General features: G+C 73.6%; 11 protein-coding genes. 6 read left to right on the top strand and 5 right to left on the bottom strand.

Annotation, left to right across the window (positions count from 1 at the left end; all coding sequences use genetic code 11):
* Window positions 1-88: 88 nt before the first annotated feature.
* Window positions 89-376: a hypothetical protein gene (locus BEP24_RS01735; protein ID WP_065959638.1), complete on the bottom strand. Its 288-nt coding sequence runs from the start codon at window positions 374-376 to the stop codon at window positions 89-91.
* A gap of 1 nt (window position 377) precedes the next feature.
* A complete protein-coding gene (locus BEP24_RS01730) occupies window positions 378-602 on the bottom strand; it encodes a DUF3107 domain-containing protein (protein ID WP_065959759.1) in 225 nt (74 codons plus the stop codon).
* A 114-nt stretch (window positions 603-716) separates the two neighbouring features.
* Between BEP24_RS01730 and BEP24_RS01725 the strand changes: the two genes are divergently transcribed.
* Window positions 717-3872 carry a UrvD/REP family ATP-dependent DNA helicase gene (locus tag BEP24_RS01725; protein WP_171898696.1) on the top strand — a complete coding sequence of 1052 codons (3156 nt, stop codon included), beginning with the start codon at window positions 717-719 and terminating at the stop codon, window positions 3870-3872.
* Window positions 3869-7123 carry an ATP-dependent DNA helicase gene (locus tag BEP24_RS01720; protein WP_083229984.1) on the top strand — a complete coding sequence of 1085 codons (3255 nt, stop codon included), beginning with the start codon at window positions 3869-3871 and terminating at the stop codon, window positions 7121-7123. Before BEP24_RS01725 ends, BEP24_RS01720 begins: the two co-directional genes overlap by 4 nt.
* Before the next feature lie 241 nt (window positions 7124-7364).
* On the opposite strand, the gene BEP24_RS01715 is transcribed toward BEP24_RS01720, so the two are convergent.
* Window positions 7365-8363 (bottom strand): phosphotransferase, encoded by a 999-nt coding sequence (locus tag BEP24_RS01715; protein WP_065959637.1) that lies wholly within the window; start codon window positions 8361-8363, stop codon window positions 7365-7367.
* A gap of 120 nt (window positions 8364-8483) precedes the next feature.
* Between BEP24_RS01715 and nudC the strand changes: the two genes are divergently transcribed.
* A complete protein-coding gene (nudC, locus tag BEP24_RS01710) occupies window positions 8484-9419 on the top strand; it encodes an NAD(+) diphosphatase (RefSeq protein ID WP_065959634.1) in 936 nt (311 codons plus the stop codon).
* Window positions 9416-11176: an ATP-dependent helicase gene (locus BEP24_RS01705; protein ID WP_065959632.1), complete on the top strand. Its 1761-nt coding sequence runs from the start codon at window positions 9416-9418 to the stop codon at window positions 11174-11176. Before nudC ends, BEP24_RS01705 begins: the two co-directional genes overlap by 4 nt.
* On the opposite strand, the gene BEP24_RS01700 is transcribed toward BEP24_RS01705, so the two are convergent.
* The gene (locus tag BEP24_RS01700) at window positions 11067-11924 is read right to left on the bottom strand and encodes a TOMM precursor leader peptide-binding protein (RefSeq protein WP_065959630.1); all 858 of its coding nucleotides are present in this window, start codon (window positions 11922-11924) and stop codon (window positions 11067-11069) included. The genes BEP24_RS01705 and BEP24_RS01700 overlap by 110 nt on opposite strands.
* Before the next feature lie 61 nt (window positions 11925-11985).
* Complete coding sequence (locus tag BEP24_RS01695; RefSeq protein WP_065959625.1) at window positions 11986-13389, bottom strand: zinc-dependent metalloprotease; 1404 nt, start codon at window positions 13387-13389, stop codon at window positions 11986-11988.
* A gap of 164 nt (window positions 13390-13553) precedes the next feature.
* Between BEP24_RS01695 and BEP24_RS01690 the strand changes: the two genes are divergently transcribed.
* Entirely contained in the window at window positions 13554-14663 is a 1110-nt protein-coding gene (locus BEP24_RS01690) for a S16 family serine protease (protein WP_065959624.1), read from the top strand.
* Between the two features lie 281 nt (window positions 14664-14944).
* Complete coding sequence (locus BEP24_RS01685) at window positions 14945-17938, top strand: UPF0182 family protein (protein WP_171898695.1); 2994 nt, start codon at window positions 14945-14947, stop codon at window positions 17936-17938.
* Window positions 17939-17990: the final 52 nt, after the last annotated feature.

Genomic DNA, 17990 nt, shown 5'->3' with positions numbered 1-17990 from the left:
GGGGTGTCGGCGTCGTCAGGCGCGGGAGCGCGCGCTGGGTCGGGGTGCTCGCGTCGTCAGGCGCGGGAGGGCGCGCTGGGGCTGCAGATCAGGCGCGGGAGCGCTCGAAGAACGCTTCGTCCGCCCGGGCGCGGCGCGTGCCGAGCACCCACTCCGTCACGACGGCGACCACGCCGGCGCCGATGAGGGCGACGACCCAGATCCAGGTGCCGTCGTAGCGCCACCCGGCCCAGGTCAGGGCCTCCCAGGCGACCGCGGCGACGACGCCGCCGACGACCGGCCCGAGCAGCGCACCGCGCGTCGAGCGCCACGGCACGACGACGTGCGCGACGGCACCGAGGACGATGCCGCCGAGCACGGCGAACAGGAGTTCCACGTCAGGCGACGAACCCGATGCGGCGCGACTCCTCGGCTCCGACCTCGACGTAGGCGAGGGCGGCGACGGGGACGATGAAGCGACGGCCCTTGTCGTCCTTGAGGGCGAGGTGGGTCGACTGCGACTCGAGGGCCTGGGCCACGGCCTGCTCGATCTCCTCGGCGCTCTGGGCGGTCTCGAACGCGATCTCGCGCGGGCTGTTGATGATGCCGATCTTGATGTCCACGAGCACAGCGTATCCGAGCGGGTCCGGGCGGCACCGGCCGTTCGCCCCAGGCGCACGGGGGAGTGCGCGGCCGGCCCGTCCGCCCCTGTCGGCCGTGGTCGGTACCGTGTCCGCGTGCCCCGGACCCTGCTGACGCCCACCACGGACGACGTGGGCGTCGCGCGCGCACTCACGGTGGACCCCACGCAGGACGCCGTGCTCGCACTGCCGGACGGACGGCACGCCGCGGTCATCGGGGCGCCGGGCACCGGCAAGACCACGACGCTCGCCCGGCTCGTCGCCGACCGGCTCGGCCGCCCCGACGCGATCTCGGTCGACGGACACGCGACGGTGCTGGCGCTGACCTCGGCGCGGACCGCCGCGACCGCGCTGCGCGACCGACTCGCGGCCACCGTGGGACGGGTGGTGCCCGGCGCGCTCGCCCGCACGGTCAACTCGCTCGCGTTCCAGGTCGTCGCGCACGCCGCGTTCGTGCAGGGACTCGAGCCGCCGACGCTCCTCACCGGCGGCGAGCAGGACCGCATCATCGCCGACCTGCTGGACGGGCACGAGGCCGACGGGGCGGGGCCCGACTGGCCGGCGCCGATCACGGCCGTGGTCCGCGAACGCGCGGGGTTCCGCACGGCCCTCCGCGACGTGATGATGCGTGCGGTGGCCGCGGGGGTGGAGCCCGAGGACATGCGCGAGCTCGCCGACGAACGCGGACGCCCCGAGTGGCGCGCGGTCGGCGACTTCGTCGACGAGTACCGCGCCACCCTGTCGGCGTTCCGGTCGACGAGCCTCGACGCCGCCGAACTCGTCGCCTACGCCACCGCCGCGGTGCTCCGGGGCGAGGTGCCCCCGAGCGTGGCGGCGCTCCGACTGCTCGTCGTCGACGACACCCAGGAGCTCGTCGAGGGCGAGGTCGCGCTCCTCGGGGCGCTGGCCCGTTCCGGGGTGCAGGTCGTGGCGTTCGGCGACCCCGACATCGCCTCCTCGGCCTTCCGCGGGGCGGAACCGGACGTGCTCGGCCGACTCGCGGTCCGGCTCGGTGTCGACCGGGTCGACGAGATCGTGCTGGGCACCGTGCACCGACACCCCGCGCCGGTCCGCGCGCTCGTCGAGTCGGTCACCGGCCGGATCGGCGCGGCGGCGGCCGGCCGACAGCGCACCGCGACGGCGTCGACGACCGACGCACGGTCCGACGCGGTCGTGCACCTCGAGGCACCGAGCCGCTCCGCCCTCGTCACCGCGATCGCCCGTCGCCTGCGTGAGCACCGCCTCCTGGACGGCGTCCCCTGGCACCGGATGACGGTGGTGACCCGCAGCGGCGCGGCGATCCCCGAGCTCGTGCGGGCGCTGTCCGTGGCCGAGGTCCCCGCGACCGCCGGGGCCGCGCCGGTCCGACCGCGCGACGACTCCGCGGCGCGCGCCCTGCTCGACGCCGCGGCCGTCGCGCTCGACGTCCTGCCGCTCGACCCGGCACTCGCGACCGCGTTCGCGACCGGCCCCCTCGGCGGGCTCGACACGCTCGCGATGCGGCGGCTGCGGCTCGCCCTGCGCCGCGAGGAGCTCGCCGGTGGTGGCACGCGGACCTCGGACGAGCTGCTCGTCGAGGCGCTCGGGGCACCCGAACGCCTGGCCACGGTCGACGCCGGCTTCGCACGACGCGCCACGCGGCTCGCACGCAGCCTGGTGCAGGCCCGGGCCGACGCCGCGGCCGACGCGAGCATCGAGGAGATCCTCTGGGGGCTGTGGGAGCGCAGCGGCCTCGCCAGCGCCTGGGGTGCGCAGTCCGCAGCGGGCGGCGTCGGCGCGGGCGAGGCCGACCGCCACCTGGACGCCGTCGTCGGGCTGTTCACCGCGGCGAAGCGGTTCGTGGAACGGACCCCGGACGCCCCGGCGCGGGTGTTCGTCGACGACCTGCTCGGCGCCGACCTGCCCGAGGACTCGATCGGTCCGGACCGGACCGCGGGCCGTGTGCGAGTGCTGACCCCGTCTGCGACGATCGGGCTCGAGTGCGACGTCGTCGTGGTGCTCGGGCTGCAGGACGGCGTCTGGCCGAACACGCGCGTGCGCGGCAGCCTGCTCGACCCGGACGGCCTGGTCCGCGCCGCGTCCGGGGTCGAGCACGGCACGACCGACGACCGGGCCGCGGTGGTGGCCGACGAACTGCGCCTGTTCGCCCGGTCGGTGTCACGGGCGACGACCCAGGTCGTCATCGGCACCGTGGCGAACGACGACGAGGCCCCCTCGCCGTTCGTCCGGCTCGTCCCCGTGCCCCCGGACCGCGCCGCCACGGTGCACCCGCTCTCGCTGCGCGGTCTCGCCGGGTCGCTCCGCCGGCGCGTGGTGACCTCGGGTGACCACGAGGCCGCCTCCGCGCTCGCGCGCCTGGCCGCCGAAGGCGTCCCCGGGGCGTCGCCGGACGAGTGGTACGGCCTGCTCGATCCCTCGACCGACGACCCGCTCGTCGACCTCGACGCCGCACCCGCGCCCCTGCACGACGAGGGCGAGCCCGTCGCACCGGCGGTGTCGGTGTCGCCGTCCCGCATCGGCACCTTCGAAGAGTGCCCGGTGCACTGGTTCGCGCAGACCTTCGGCGGCGGTGCCCCGAGCCCCGCGATGGGCATCGGGACGATCGTGCACGAGGCGATGGAGCACGCGACCGAGGTGGACGTCGAGTCGCTGTGGCAGCGGGTCGAGGCACGGTGGGACGAGCTGACGTTCGAGTCGGCGTGGGTGGCCGACCGCGAGCGTGCCCGCACGCGTCGGATGATCGAGGGCCTGAGCGACTACCTCCGCACGTTCGCGGGTGCCGGTCGCCGGCTCCTCGGCGCCGAGACGTCGTTCGCGCTCGTCACGGGTCCGGCGCGCATGCGGGGGAGCATCGACCGGATCGAGGTGGACCCGGACGGCCGAGTCAGCGTGGTCGACCTGAAGACGGGACGCTCGATGCCGAGCGAGAAGAACGACATGCCCGACCACCCGCAGCTCGGCGCGTACCAGCTCGCGGTCGAGGACGGCGCGGTGGAGGGCGTCCCGGCCGGCTCCCGGATGGCCGACGCCCGCCTGGTGTTCGTGCAGAACCCGCGCGGTGGGCACGCGTACTCGGAGCGGACCCAGCACGCCTTCGACGAGGAGACCCGCGAGGCCTACCGCGAGCGCCTGCACACCGTCGCCCGCGGCATGGCCGGCCGGACCTTCGTCGCACGGGTGGACGACCACTGCACGAAGGCGCGGACCGGCGTCGAGTGCCGCATCCACGTCGTCGGGGAGGTGACCTGGTGAGCGGCGGCACGGACACGACCACGACCACGGGCGCGGACCCGACCGCGACGGCGCGCACGACCGGGCCGATCGGGGCGGACGCGGTCGCGGACGCCCTCGGCCGACCACGACCGACGGCCCAGCAGCGGGCCGTGATCGAATCGCCGCTCGCACCGGCGCTCGTGGTCGCCGGGGCGGGGAGCGGGAAGACCGAGACCATGGCGTCCCGGGTCGTCTGGCTGCTCGCGAACGGCCACGTCCGGCCCGCCGAGGTCCTCGGTCTGACCTTCACCCGCAAGGCGGCGGGCGAGCTGTCGGTCCGCATCAACGAGCGGATCCGCGCGCTCGAGGACGTCGGCCTGCTCGAGGCCGGCGACGCGTTCGAGGCGCCGACGGTCTCGACCTACAACGCCTTCGCGAACGCGGTCTTCCGCGAGAACGCCCTGCTGGTCGGCCGCGACGGCGAGTCCCAGGTCCTCACCGAGCCGTCCGCCTGGCAGCTCGCGCGTCGGGTCGTCGTGGGCGCGCGGGACGACCGGCTCGCCGGGCTCGACCGTGACGTCGACACCGTGACCGCCGCCGTCGTCGCCCTGGCCGGCGCGGTCTCCGAGCACCTCGTCGACCCCGGGGACCTGCGCCGGTTCGCGGTCGACTTCCGCGGGTTGCTCGAACTGCCCGGGAACGCCCGGGGCAACCCGTACAAGGCCGTCACCGACGCGGTCGCCGCGGTGGGCTCGCTCGAGCCCCTGGTGGACCTCGTCGAGGAGTTCCGACGGCAGAAGGTCGACCGCGGCTTCGTGGAGTTCTCCGACCAGATCGCCCTCGCGCTCGCCGCGGCGGAGTCGGCGCCGCGCGTGGTGGACGAGCTCCGCGGTCGGTTCCGCGTCGTGCTGCTCGACGAGTACCAGGACACCTCGGTCGTGCAGACCCGGTTCCTCGCGCGGCTGTTCCGCGACCACCCGGTGATGGCGGTCGGCGACCCGCACCAGTCCATCTACGGGTTCCGCGGTGCGAGTGCCGCGAACCTCGCCCGGTTCCCCCGCGACTTCGGGGGTGACGGAGCCGCCCCGGTGACCTTCGCGCTGTCCACCAGCTGGCGCAACCCGGTGGACGTCCTCGCCGCCGCGAACGCCGTCGTCGATCCGCTCTCGGCAGCGTCCGAGGTCGCCGTCGAGCGGCTCGCACCCCGACCAGGTGCCGATGCGGGGACCGTCCGGGCGGTGTTCCCGGAGACCCTGCCCGAGGAGGCCGACGCGGTCGCCCGCTGGTTCGCCGACCGGCGCGCTGCCGACCCCGAGGGCTCGATGGCCCTGTTGCTGCGATCGCGGAAGGACCTGTCGTCCTTCACCGCGGCGCTGGCGGAGCACCGCGTCCCGTTCCACGTGCTCGGGACCGGCGGGCTGCTGCAGCGGCCGGAGATCGTCGACCTCGTCGCGACCCTGCGCGTCCTGCACGACCCCGCGGCCGGCAACGACCTCATCCGCCTGCTCGCGGGAGCGCGGTGGCGCGTGGGTGCGGCCGACATCGCGGCGCTCCACGGACTGGCCCGCTGGCTGTTCGGTCGCGACCACACGCACCAGCGACTGGACGACGACGTCACCGCCGCCTTCCGGGCGTCGGTCGCCGCGGGGGAGCACGGGTCGATCGTCGACGCGCTCGACTTCGTCGCCACCGCCCCCGACGAGCACGGTGCGCTCGCCGACATCAGCCCGGTCGGCCGGGCACGGATGCGGGCCCTCGGGCAGGAGCTCGCCTCGTTGCGGTCCCGCGCCGCGGGTGACCTGGTGGACTTCGTGACCCTCGTCGTGCAGGAGACCGGGCTCGACGTCGAGGTCGCCGCGCACGAGCAGGGGAGCGGGGCGTTCCTCGACGCCTTCGTCGACGAGCTCGCCGGGTTCGTCACGACGGACGACCGCGCCGACCTCGGGGCGTTCCTCGGCTGGATCGACGCGGCCGCGCGACGGGACGACATGGGCCCGCGGTCCGAGGAACCCGAGTCCGGCACGGTCCAGATCCTGACGATCCACGGGTCGAAGGGACTCGAGTGGGACGCGGTCGCCGTCCCGCGACTGGTCGAGGGCTCCCTGCCCGCACGGCCCCAGGAGGGTTCGTCGGGCTGGTTGGGCTTCGGCCGCCTGCCCTACGCGTTCCGGGGCGACGCCGAGGAGCTGCCGCGGCTCGAGTGGCGCGGGCAGGAGTCGCAGAAGGCGGTCGTCGACGCGATCGATGCCTACCGCGAGGAGGTCGGTGCCCGCAACGAGGACGAGGAACGCCGACTCACCTACGTCGCCCTGACGCGCGCCAGGCACGACCTGCTCGTGTCCGGGTCGTCCTGGGCGGGCGGGGTCCGTCCGACCGCCCCCAGCCGGTACCTGCGCGACCTGGTCGAGGCCGGGGTCATCGACGCCGGAGCGGTCCCGGACGGCACGGAGCACGAGGAGAACCCCCTCGGCGGCGACGGTGCCACCCAGGACTGGCCGCATGTGCCGTTCGGCCAGCGCGGGGCCCGGGTCGCCGCGGCGGCCGACCGGGTGCGGAACGCCAACCCGGGAGCGTCCGGGCGGTTCGCGGCCGACATCGACCTGCTCCTCGCCGAACGTCGCGCGCAACGGTCGGCCCGGCACACCGTGGCCGTGCCGCACCGCGTGCCGGCGTCGGGCTTCAAGGACTACCTGACGCAGCCCGACGCGGTCGCCGAGCGGCTGCGGCGGCCGATGCCGGAGCGGCCGTACCGGGCGACGCGACTCGGCACGCTGTTCCACCAGTGGGTCGAGCAGCGTGCCCGGAGCGGTGGCTCGCTCGAGACGCTGGACCTGTGGGACGGCGAGCGCGACCTCGACGCCGACGAGCTCGTGGACGCGTCGACCGAAGCGCCGGTCACGGACGACGACGCCCGCCGACTGGCGGCGTTCCAGGACACCTTCGCCCGGTCCCGCTGGGCAGGCCTCGTTCCGGTCGAGGTCGAGCGCGAGATCCACATCCCGTTCCTCGGACACAGCGTCGTCTGCAAGCTCGACGCGGTGTACGAGGTGGACGGCCGCGCCGAGGTCGTCGACTGGAAGACGGGGAAGGCCCCGAAGGACGCCGACGACCTCGCGGCGCGGCAACTGCAGCTCGCGCTCTACCGGGTGGCGTACGCGGAGTTCACCGGGCGACCGATCGACGAGGTCGACGCGGTGTTCTACTTCGTCGCGGACGACCTCGAGGTCCGACCCACCGGGCTGCTCGACCGGCGGGGGCTCGAGCGCGCGTGGCGCGCGTCGCTCGGCTGATCACGGGTGCAGGACCCGGACCCGGTCCAGGACCAGAACCCGGACGGGAGGCGCGGGGCGGCCCCGCCACGTGCCTCCCGTCCGTCACGTGGTCGGGACCGGGCTGCGCTGTCGCGCTACCGGCCGTCGCGTCGGACGGGCGGCGCGCCGCCGGCCGCCGGCGCAGGGCCGCAGGCACGGTGACGGCGGATCAGCCGTGGCCGCGGTCCAGCCGTGGCCGCGGTCCAGCCGTAGCGGCGGTTCAGCCGTGCCTGCGCTCGGTCGACGACAGCAGCTGCTCGACCTCGCCGATCTCCATCGTCTCGGGCGACACCGACTGCAGCGGTGCGGCACTGGGCGTCTGCACGGCGTCGACGAGCCGGTGCATCATGGCGACCGCGTCGTCGACGACCTCGGTGCTCTTCGCCTGCACGCCGTGGAGGAGCCACTGCGCGGTCTCGAGCTCGTGGTGCACCCGGGCCCGCTGCGCGAGCTGTCGGTCGCGTCCGCCACCACCGGCCTCGTACGCGGCGAGGACCGTGTCGAAGGTGTCGCGGCGGCCGGCCAGGACCCACGCGAGGTCCTTCGCCGGGTCGCCGAGGCGCAGCTCTCCCCACTCGAGGACGCCGCTCACGGCGTCACCGTCGGCGAGGACGACCCCGGCACCGAAGGCGCCGTGCACGACCGTCGGCGTGAACTGCCAGAGCTGCTGGTCGCGGGCGGCGCCCTCCCAGCGCTCCTTGAGCGCGGCCGGGACCAGCTTGGTCGCGACGGCCCGGTCCATCACGGACACGGCGGAGCGCAGGACCTCGAACGGGGTGAGCGAGGGCAGCCCGGCGTCGGTGACGAAGCTCGTGGGAAGCTGGTGCACGGCGGCGACGGCACGGCCGACCGACGCCGCGAGCTCGGGCCGCTCGGCGAGGTCGCGGAGCGTCGGGTGGGCTCCCGGCAGGTATGTGGTGACGATGGCCCGCGTCGACCCGACCGGCGCCTGGCCGCGGTACTCGGCCACGGCGAACGGCAGGCGCGTGCGGATGCCGGCGCTCAGCGCCCGGATCGCGACGAGGTCGGCCGACTGTCGTGCCTCGGCGCGCTGGTTGCGCGGGCGACGGATCGCCGAGAGCGTGCCGTCCGCCTCGCGCAGGACGGCGGACTCGTAGTCGCCGGACGCAGCCGAGCCGAGGGTGCGTGTCCCCGTGACGACCATGCCGGGCACGGCCGTCGTCGCCAACGCGGCTAGAGTGAACTGGGATCCCGCCATGCCCCTCAGGGTAGGTCCGCCGTCGGTGCGAGCGCGTGCGCCACGCTGGCCTGTGCAAGCCCGAGGACCGTCCACAGGCTCCCGCCGAACACCCGACCAGACCCCGAGGAGCCCCCTGTCGTGACCGACGAGTTCGCCGCCCGGCTGCCGCTGTCCCGCAACGAACTCGACCGCGACGCGGAGTACCGCTCCACCCCGGACCTCGAGCAGGTCCTGCGCGCCGACCCGTCGACGCGCTGGCTGCCCGTCCACGGCGCCGAGCTGCTGCGCGCCCCCGACGGTGCCCTGCGCTTCGTCGACGCGGACGCCGTCCCGGAGGGCACCGTGACGCTGTACCTCGGCCGCGCCGTGGCCGACGCACCCGACGCCCCGGCGGGGACCCGGTTCGTGGCGGCCCTCGTCGACGCGGCCACGGCGACCGCGATCGAGCCCGACGAGGACGCGTGGAGCAGCCTCCGGATGTTCGGGACCGAGCTCTCGGCGCGCGACCAGGGCCTCGCCGTCGAGGCCGTGGCGATGGCGAACTGGCACGCCGTGCACGGGTTCTCCCCGCGCACCGGTTCGCCGACCGCCGTCGTGACCGGCGGGTGGGTGCGCCGCGACCCCGAGGGCCACGAGCACTTCCCACGGACCGACGCCGCGATCATCGTGGGCGTCACGGACGCCGACGACCGCATCCTGCTCGGCTCGAACGCCGCGTGGGACGCGAACCGCTACTCGCTGCTCGCCGGCTTCGTGGAGCCGGGGGAGTCGCTCGAGGACGCCGTCCGTCGCGAGGTCTGGGAGGAGTCCGGGGTCCACGTGGAGGAGCCCGAGTACCTCGGCTCGCAGCCGTGGCCGTTCCCGGCGTCGCTCATGGTCGGGTTCCGCGCCCGCGCGGTGGACGGCGACCCCTCGACCGCCCGACCGGACGGCGTCGAGATCCTCGACGTCCGCTGGTTCTCCCGCGACGAGATCCGGGAGCGCGCCGGCGACACCCTGCTGCTGCCCGGCCGCACGTCGATCGCCCGCGCCGTCATCGAGGAGTGGTACGGCGGGCCGCTGGACCTGCCGTGAACGACGGACGGGACGGCACCGCCGCGGTCGCCGGTGCTCCGCGGCCGCCCTCGCCGGACGAGCTGCTCGACGCGCTCGACGCCGAACAGCGGACCGTCGCGCGGACGCTCCTCGGACCGGTCGCCGTGCTCGCCGGGGCCGGGACCGGCAAGACCCGCGCGATCACCCACCGGATCGCCTACGGCGTCGCGACCGGGACGTACTCGCCGAACCACGTCCTCGCGCTGACCTTCACGACCCGGGCGGCGGGGGAACTCCGGTCCCGGCTGCGCGCGCTCGGCGCCGGGACGGTCCAGGCGCGGACCTTCCACGCCGCGGCGATGTCGCAGCTCAGCTACTTCTGGCCGGACACCGTCGGTGGCCACGCACCCCGCATCGTCGAGTCCAAGGGCCGGGTGATCGCGCACGCGGCCGACGCCGTCGGTCTGCACGTGGACACCCCCGTGCTCCGCGACCTGGCGGGTGAGGTCGAGTGGCGCAAGGTGCAGATGCTCTCGTACGAGGAGTACGAGGCCGCCGCCGTCGACCGTGTGATGCCCCGGGACACCCCACCCCGTCGGGTCGTCGACCTGATGCGGGCCTACGAACAGCTGAAGGACGACCGGCGGCAGCTCGACTTCGAGGACGTCCTGCTCGCGACGCTCGGCATGGTCGAGTCCGAGCCGCGGGTCGCGTCGTACGTGCGGCAGCAGTACCGCTTCTTCGTGGTCGACGAGTACCAGGACGTCTCCCCGGTGCAGCACGACCTGCTCCGGGCGTGGCTCGGCGGCCGGGACGACCTGTGCGTGGTCGGCGACGCGAGCCAGACCATCTACTCGTTCGCCGGGGCGTCGAGCCGGTACCTGCTCGGCTTCGGCGCCGAGTTCCCCCGCGGCACGGTGCTGCGCCTCGAGCGCAACTACCGGTCGACCCGCGAGGTCGTGCACGCCGCGAACACCCTCATGCGCGGCCAGCCCGGTGCGCTCGACCTGGTGGCGCAGACGACCGAGCCCGGACCGGAGCCCGAGGTCCTGGCGTGCGTGCACGACGGCGACGAGGCACAGACCGTGGCCCGGCGGATCACCGAGGTCGTCGGCGCCGGGGCGGCGTACGGCGACTGCGCGGTGCTGTTCCGCGTCGGTGCCCAGTCCGCCGCGCTCGAGTCGGCCCTCGGCCGAGCGGGCATCCCGTACCGGGTGCAGGGCGGCACCCGGTTCTTCGAGCGCCCCGAGGTCAAGCTCGCCGTGCACCACATGCGGGGCGAGGCCGTCCGGCAGACCGACGACGAGCTCACCCGACGCGTCGGGCTCGTGCTGCAGCTCAGCGGCTGGACGCCGACCCCGCCCGAGGGCATCGGAGCCGTGCGCGCACAGTGGGAAGCGCTGCAGGCGATCATGGGGCTCGCCGAGTCCGCCCCCGCGGGCACGACGATGCAGCAGTTCACCCAGGACCTGGTCGACCGCGCGGCGACCCACCACGAACCCGAGCTCGACGCGGTGACGCTCGCGACGCTGCACTCGTCCAAGGGCCTCGAGTGGCCGCACGTCGTGGTGGTCGGTGCCGCCGAGGGCCTGCTGCCGATCTCGCACGCGACGACCGACGCCGAGGTCGACGAGGAGCGCCGGCTGTTCTACGTCGGGCTGACCCGTGCACGGCGGTCGGTCACGGTCACGTGGTCGCGACAGGGTTCCACGCGTGGGGGAGCCCGGGCCCCGAGTCGGTTCCTGGCAGCGCTCGACACGCACACCGCGGATGGGGCGTCACCGGCACCACGGTGACGGCGAGGTCGTCGCGGTCGAACACGACCTGGTCGGTGTCCGGCCGCTGCGTCCGGTGGGGCAGCCGCCGCACGACCACCCGGGTCGCCGCGGCCGCAACCGCCGCGGACCGCCAGGGCGAGAGCGCCGCCGCAGGCCGCCCCCACACCTGCGCCGCGACGGCCGGCCACGCCGGGTCGGCGTCGACGCGGGCGTACTCCACGCACTGGAGGCACGGTCCGTCACCCGGGACCACGACCGGTCCGAGCCGGATCCGGCCGTCCCCGACGACGAGCGCGAGGTGGGGCGTCCCGCGACGCGTCCACGCGGACCGCACGGCCGGGTCGACGACGTGGTCGGCCACCACGAGCGCGATCGCCGGGTCGGGGTCGGGGAGCGGGACCGGTCCACCCCGTGGTGCCGAGGTGCGGGCGACCGTCACGCCCTCGCCGGACAGCAGGTCGGCGACGTGGTCGGCCAGGGCCCCGGCGCCGTGCACCTCGACGCGTGCGAGCGGTTCGGGCAGGACGTCGACGACGGCGGGCGACGCGGTCCCGAGCAGCCGGGCAGCCACTTCCGGACGGCACCCGGTCGTCCGCGCGAGGGCGGCCAGGGCGTCGCGGTTCGTCTCGCGCCGCAGAGCGCAGAGGAAGCGTTCCTCGGCCGTGGTCGGCACGGGCACGACGGCACGCGGCGGGTCGACCCCGAGCTGCACGGTGGACGGATCGCGCCAGACGAACTCGAGCGTGGGGTCGATGCGGATGCCCATGCCCCCAACGCTGCCGGACCCGCCGCCCGGGTGGGGCGGCGGGTCCGGATCTGTGGAGAACTCAGCGGGAGGAGTCGGGGTCCCCGGGGGTCGAGGGGCCGTCCGGGTCCTCGACGCCGCCCTGCTCGTCCTCGTGCGGACGGTCGCCCGTGGAGTCGGCGAGCAGGTCGGCGAGTGCCTTGTCGAACGCGTCGTCCTCGGCCGAGTGCCCGGGGTTGCGGAGCCGGAGCACGAACGCCTCCGGGTCGTCGACGTCCTCCGAGGTCGGGACGGCGTCGAAGTGTGCCCAGAGGGCGTCGCGGTCCTCGGCGCCGAGCTCGTCGGTCACGCGCTGCCACAGCGCCGCGGCCTCGCGGAGGCGACGGGGGCGCAGCTCGAGCCCGACCAGTGTCGCGAACGCGGACTCGGCGGGCCCGCCGGCGGCACGGCGACGGCGGACCATCTCGGCGATGGCGTCGGACTTCGGCAGGCGCACGGTGGCGGCGGCGGTCACGGTGTCGACCCAGCCCTCGACGAGCGCGAGCATCGTCTCGAGGCGTCCGAGGGCGGCCTCCTGTTCCGCGGTCCGCGGCGGGATGAGCGCGCCGGACGCGAGGGCGTCCCGCAGCTGCTCCTGGTTCGTCGGGTCGATCTCCGACGCGAGCTCCTCGACCCGGTCGAACGGGATGTGGATGCCCCGCGCGTAGTCCGTGATCGACGAGATGATGTGCAGCCGCAGCCAGCGTGCGGAGCGGAACAGCCGCGCGTGGGCGAGCTCACGGACCGCCAGGTAGATGCGGACCTCGTCCTCGGGGACGTCGAGGCCCTCCGCGAACTCGGCGACGTTCTGCGGCACCAGCGCGGCGACCTGCTCGTCGAGGAGCGGCACACCGACGTCGCCGCCGGAGACGACCTCCTTCGACAACTGCCCGACGACCTGTCCGAGCTGGATCGCGAACAGTGCACCGCCGACGCCGCGCATCGCCTTCGAGACGTCGCCGAGCATCGCCTTGAGCTCCTCGGGCGCCCGCTGCTCGATCGCCTCGGTCAGCGCGTTCGAGATGCTCAGTGCGACCGGTTCGGCGATCTGCGCCCACACCGGCGTCGTCGCCTTCGCCCACTGCTCACGCGTGAAGGTGCTCGGCGTGGCCGTGAGTTCGGGCACGGTGGTGGCCTCGTCGAGCCACAGCGCGGCCACCTGGAACGCCTGGTCGGTCGCGTGCGCGGTGGCCGGGTCGACGGCGTGCCCACCGTCGCGGGCGATCGCGGTCGCGCGTTCGGCCGCGACCGAGAAGTCGATGCCGTCACCGCCCGACTGCGCCGCGCGCTGCAGCTGGCTCATCAGGTTCGCGACGAACGCGGGGTCGTTCGGGAGCCCGGCCGCGCCGGCGAGCTGCGACGGGTCGATCTGGCCCTCTCCGGAGAGCAGCTTGCGCAGCATCTCCTGGAAGTCGTCGTCCGGCCCCGGCTGCGGTTGATCAGGCATGCCGACTACGCTAATCGCTGCTCACGGGACCGCGCCTGGGACGCCCCCGTGGGGACGCCCGGAGCGCTGCGCCGAGGGCGAACAGCCCCGCGCTCGAGCGCCGGTCCCGCCCCCGGTGGCGGCCCACCGCCCCGGACGCGCGCACCGCCCCTGGAAGGACGTCCGTGACCCTCTTCGCCCCGGCCCCCCGTCGCCGCTCCCGTTCCCGCACGGTCGGCTGGGCCTTCGTGATCGGTGCCGTGGTGCTCGGGCTCCTGGCGAGCTTCCTGCCGAGCCCGTACCTGATCGAGGTCCCCGGGCCGGTCTACAACACCATCGGTACGCAGCGGCAGGGCACGGGCAAGGACGCGAAGGACGTCGAACTCATCCAGATCAGGGGCACGAAGACCTACGACACTGCGGGTGCACTCGACATGCTCACCGTGGGCATCCAGGGCGACGCCACGAACCGGCCGTCCTGGACGAGCGTCATCCGGGCGCTGTTCTCGCGCTCCGAGGCCGTCATCCCCGCGAGCGCCATCTACCCCGAGGGCACCACGACCCAGCAGGTGAACGAACAGGACGCCGCGGACATGCAGTCGTCCCAGCAGTCCGCGGTGGCCGCCGCCCTCGTCCACCAGGGGTACGACCTCCCGACGAAGCTCGAGGTCGGTTCCGTGCAGGAGGGCTCGGCAGCGGACGGCGTCATCCGCAAGGGCGACGTGATCACCGCCTTCGACGGCACGCAGCTCACGACGAACGTCGACGCCGGCAGCCTGCGGAAGGCCGTCGCCGAGCACGGCACGTCCTCGCCGGCCACGGTCACCGTGGACCGCGACGGCACCTCGGAGCAGCTGCGGGTCACCCCGCGCGAAGAGCAGGGCACCGCGCTCCTCGGGGTCGGCGTGACCGAGCGGTACGACTTCCCGTTCGAGGTGGAGATCGCGCTGCAGGACGTCGGTGGGCCGTCCGCCGGCATGATGTTCGCGCTCGGGATCATCGACGAGATCACACCCGGCGAGCTCAACGGCGGCAAGCACGTCGCGGGCACCGGCACGATCACCGCCGACGGGCAGGTCGGTCCGATCGGCGGCATCCGACAGAAGCTGTACGGCGCGAAGGCGGCTGGAGCGACGGTCTTCCTCGCGCCGGCCGACAACTGCGGCGAGGTCGTCGGCCACGTCCCCGACGGGCTGGACGTGTACAAGGTCGCGACGCTCGACCAGGCCGTCACCGACCTGCAGACGATCGCCGCCGGGAAGAGCACCGCCGGACTCGCGCGCTGCGGATCCTGACGCGACCGCGGGGGTCGCAGCCGGCCACGTCGGCGACGTGGCCGGCCCCGGCGGGCCGGGTCGCGCCTCCAGGCCGTCACCGGAACCGGACGGGAGGCGCGGTGCACGTTCCTGAGTCCCCGCACAGTTTCACTGTCGGCAGGGACCAATAGGATCGACGCACTGACGGCCCGCCGCGCCGGGCCCGCCGGTCCGACACGTCTGGAGCACATCAAGTGACGACAACCTCGTCCACCTCGGGCCCTTCTCCCTCGGGGCGGCGATCGCCGCGGGTCCCGATCGTGGTCACGATCATCGTGCTGGCCGCACTGGTGATCGGCTTCTTCATCTTCGCCAGCCTGTACACCGACTACGCGTGGTTCGCGCAGCTCGGCTTCCAGCAGGTCCTCACCACGCGCTGGATCGCGGGGTCGTCCATGTTCGTCGCCGGGTTCTTCGGCATGGCGATCCCGGTGTACGTGAGCATCGCGCTGGCCTTCCGGTTCCGGCCGGTCTACGCGAAGCTCAACTCGCAGCTCGACCGCTACCAGCAGGTCATCGAACCGCTGCGCCGTGCCGTGATGATCGGCATCCCGGCGGTCCTCGGCGTCTTCGCCGGGCTCTCGACCGCGGGCCGGTGGAGCATGGTCCTCGAGTACTTCAACCGGACGCCGTTCGGCAAGACCGACCCGCAGTTCGGGCTGGACATCGGCTTCTACGTGTTCGAGCTGCCGTTCTGGCGCTCCGTCGTCGCGTACTCGTCCGCGGTCGTGCTCATCGCGGGCATCGCGGCGCTCGCCGCCAGCTACCTCTACGGTGCGCTCCGCTTCGGTGGCCGCGAGGTCCGGATCTCCCGCGCTGCGCGCATCCAGCTCGCCGTCACCGCGGCGGTCTACGTCGCGCTGCAGGCCGTGAGCCTGTGGCTCGACCAGTACGCGGCGCTGACGAAGGACAACCCGCTCATCACGGGTGCGCAGTACACCGACGTCAACGCGGTGATCCCCGGTCGCGAGATCATGGCCGGCATCGCGGCGATCGTCGCGGTCCTGTTCATCGTCACCGCGGTCATCGGTCGCTGGCGGATCTCCGTCGTCGGCACCGGTCTGCTCCTCGTCGCCGCGATCGTCATCGGCGGCATCTACCCCTGGGTCGTCCAGCGACTGCAGGTGAAGCCCTCCGAGCGGACCTTCGAGTCGGCGTACATCGAGCGGAACATCAAGGCGACACGCGATGCCTACGACGTCTCCGACGTGCAGGAGCAGAACTACGACGCCACGACCGAGGCGAGCTCCGGCGCCCTCGCGCAGGACGCCCAGACCACGGCGAACATCCGCCTGATCGACCCGAAGATCGTGTCCGACACGTTCAGCCAGCTGCAGCAGTACCGGCAGTACTACCAGTTCCCGAAGGAGCTGGACGTCGACCGCTACGACGTCAAGGGCCAGACCGAGGACACCGTGATCGCGGTGCGCGACATCGACCTCGACGGCCTCAGCGCGCAGGCGAACACGCAGTACAACCGCACGTTCGTCTACACGCACGGCTTCGGCGTCACCGCGGCCTACGGCAACCAGCGCGCGAGCGACGGCAAGCCGGTCTTCCTCGAGTCGGGCATCCCCTCGAACGGCGCGCTCGGGGACTACCAGGAGCGCGTGTACTTCGGCGAGACCTCGCCGCCGTACTCGATCGTCGGTGGCCCGAAGGGCTCGAAGAACGTCGAGCTCGACTACCCGTCCGGGTCCGACGACGACAACGGCGGCAACGCCACGACGACGTACAGCGGCGAGGGCGGCCCGAGCCTCGGGAACTTCTTCAACCGCCTGGTCTACGCGGCGAAGTTCCAGTCGGAGCAGATCCTGCTGTCGAACGCGGTGAACAAGGACTCGCAGATCCTGTACGACCGTGACCCGATCCAGCGCGTGCAGAAGGTCGCCCCGTACCTGACGCTCGACAGCGACGCCTACCCGGCGATCGTGGACCACCGCATCCAGTGGGTCGTCGACGGGTACACCACGAGCGACGCCTACCCGTACTCGCAGAGCCAGAGCCTGTCCGACAGCATCAACGGCACCGAGTCGTCCGCGTTCCGGACCGACCAGGTGAACTACATCCGGAACTCGGTGAAGGCCACCGTCGACGCGTACACGGGCAAGGTGACGCTCTACGCGTGGGACACCTCCGACCCGGTGCTCAAGACGTGGCAGAAGATCTTCCCGACGTCGATGGAGCCGGTGTCGCAGATGAGCGCCGAGCTGCTCGACCACGTGCGGTACCCGACCGACCTGTTCAAGGTGCAGCGGTCGATCCTCGGCACGTACCACGTCACGAACGCCAACTCGTTCTACTCGGGCGACGACGCGTGGAACACCCCGCAGGAGACCACCTCGGGGACGACCGAGAACGACACGGCGGACACGCAGCAGACGACCACCAACGCGCTGGGCACGCAGACGACCGCCTCGCGGGGCAACCTGCAGGACCCGTACTACCTGACGATGAAGGTGCCCGGGCAGGACACGGCCTACTCGCTGTACACGACCTACATCCCGCAGCAGTCGGCGGGGTCGAACAACCGCAACGTGCTGACCGGGTACCTGGCGGTGGACTCCGACGCGGGTGGTGCGGGCAAGGGCGAGAAGGGTGCCAACTACGGCAAGCTCACGCTCCTGACGATGCCGAAGACCGACAACATCCCCGGTCCGGCGCAGGTGCAGAGCCTGTTCAACGGTGACACCACGGTGTCGCAGGAGCTGAACATCCTGAAGCGGGGCAACTCGACCGTGAAGCAGGGCAACCTGCTCACGCTCCCGGTCGGTGGCGGCTTCCTGTACGTGCAGCCCGTGTACGTGCAGTCGACGTCGAGCGGCTCGTACCCGCTGCTGCAGAAGGTGCTCGTGGCCTTCGGCGACAAGATCGCGTTCGAGGACACCCTCGACGAGGCCCTGAACAGCCTGTTCGGTGGCAACTCGGGTGCGGCCGCCGGCGACCAGGGCGCAGCCGGTTCGGGGTCGTCCGACACCGGCTCCACGGACACCGGCTCCGACCAGGGCGGCGACAGCGGCAGCACCGGCGGGGGCACCGGTGCCGGGTCCGGCGCGACCGGGGGCTCGGGTGCGACCGGTGGGTCCGGCACCTCGGGCAACTCCACGCTGCAGCAGGCACTGGCGGACGCGAAGGCGGCGCTCCAGGACCGGCGGGAGGCGTACGCGCGCAACGATCTCGTCGCCGCGGCGGAGGCCGACCAGCGCCTGCAGACCGCGATCGAAGCGGCCACCGCAGCCGAGAACGCCGGGTGACACGCCGTGGCGGGGCACACGATTTGTGCCCCGCCACGGGCCTGTGTAGGCT

Origin of the sequence: Curtobacterium sp. UCD-KPL2560 (genome assembly GCF_001705035.1) — a bacterium.
Classification (GTDB): domain Bacteria; phylum Actinomycetota; class Actinomycetes; order Actinomycetales; family Microbacteriaceae; genus Curtobacterium.
Note: the sequence above shows the minus strand (reverse complement) of the source record. Positions and strands in the feature narration are given on the sequence as shown.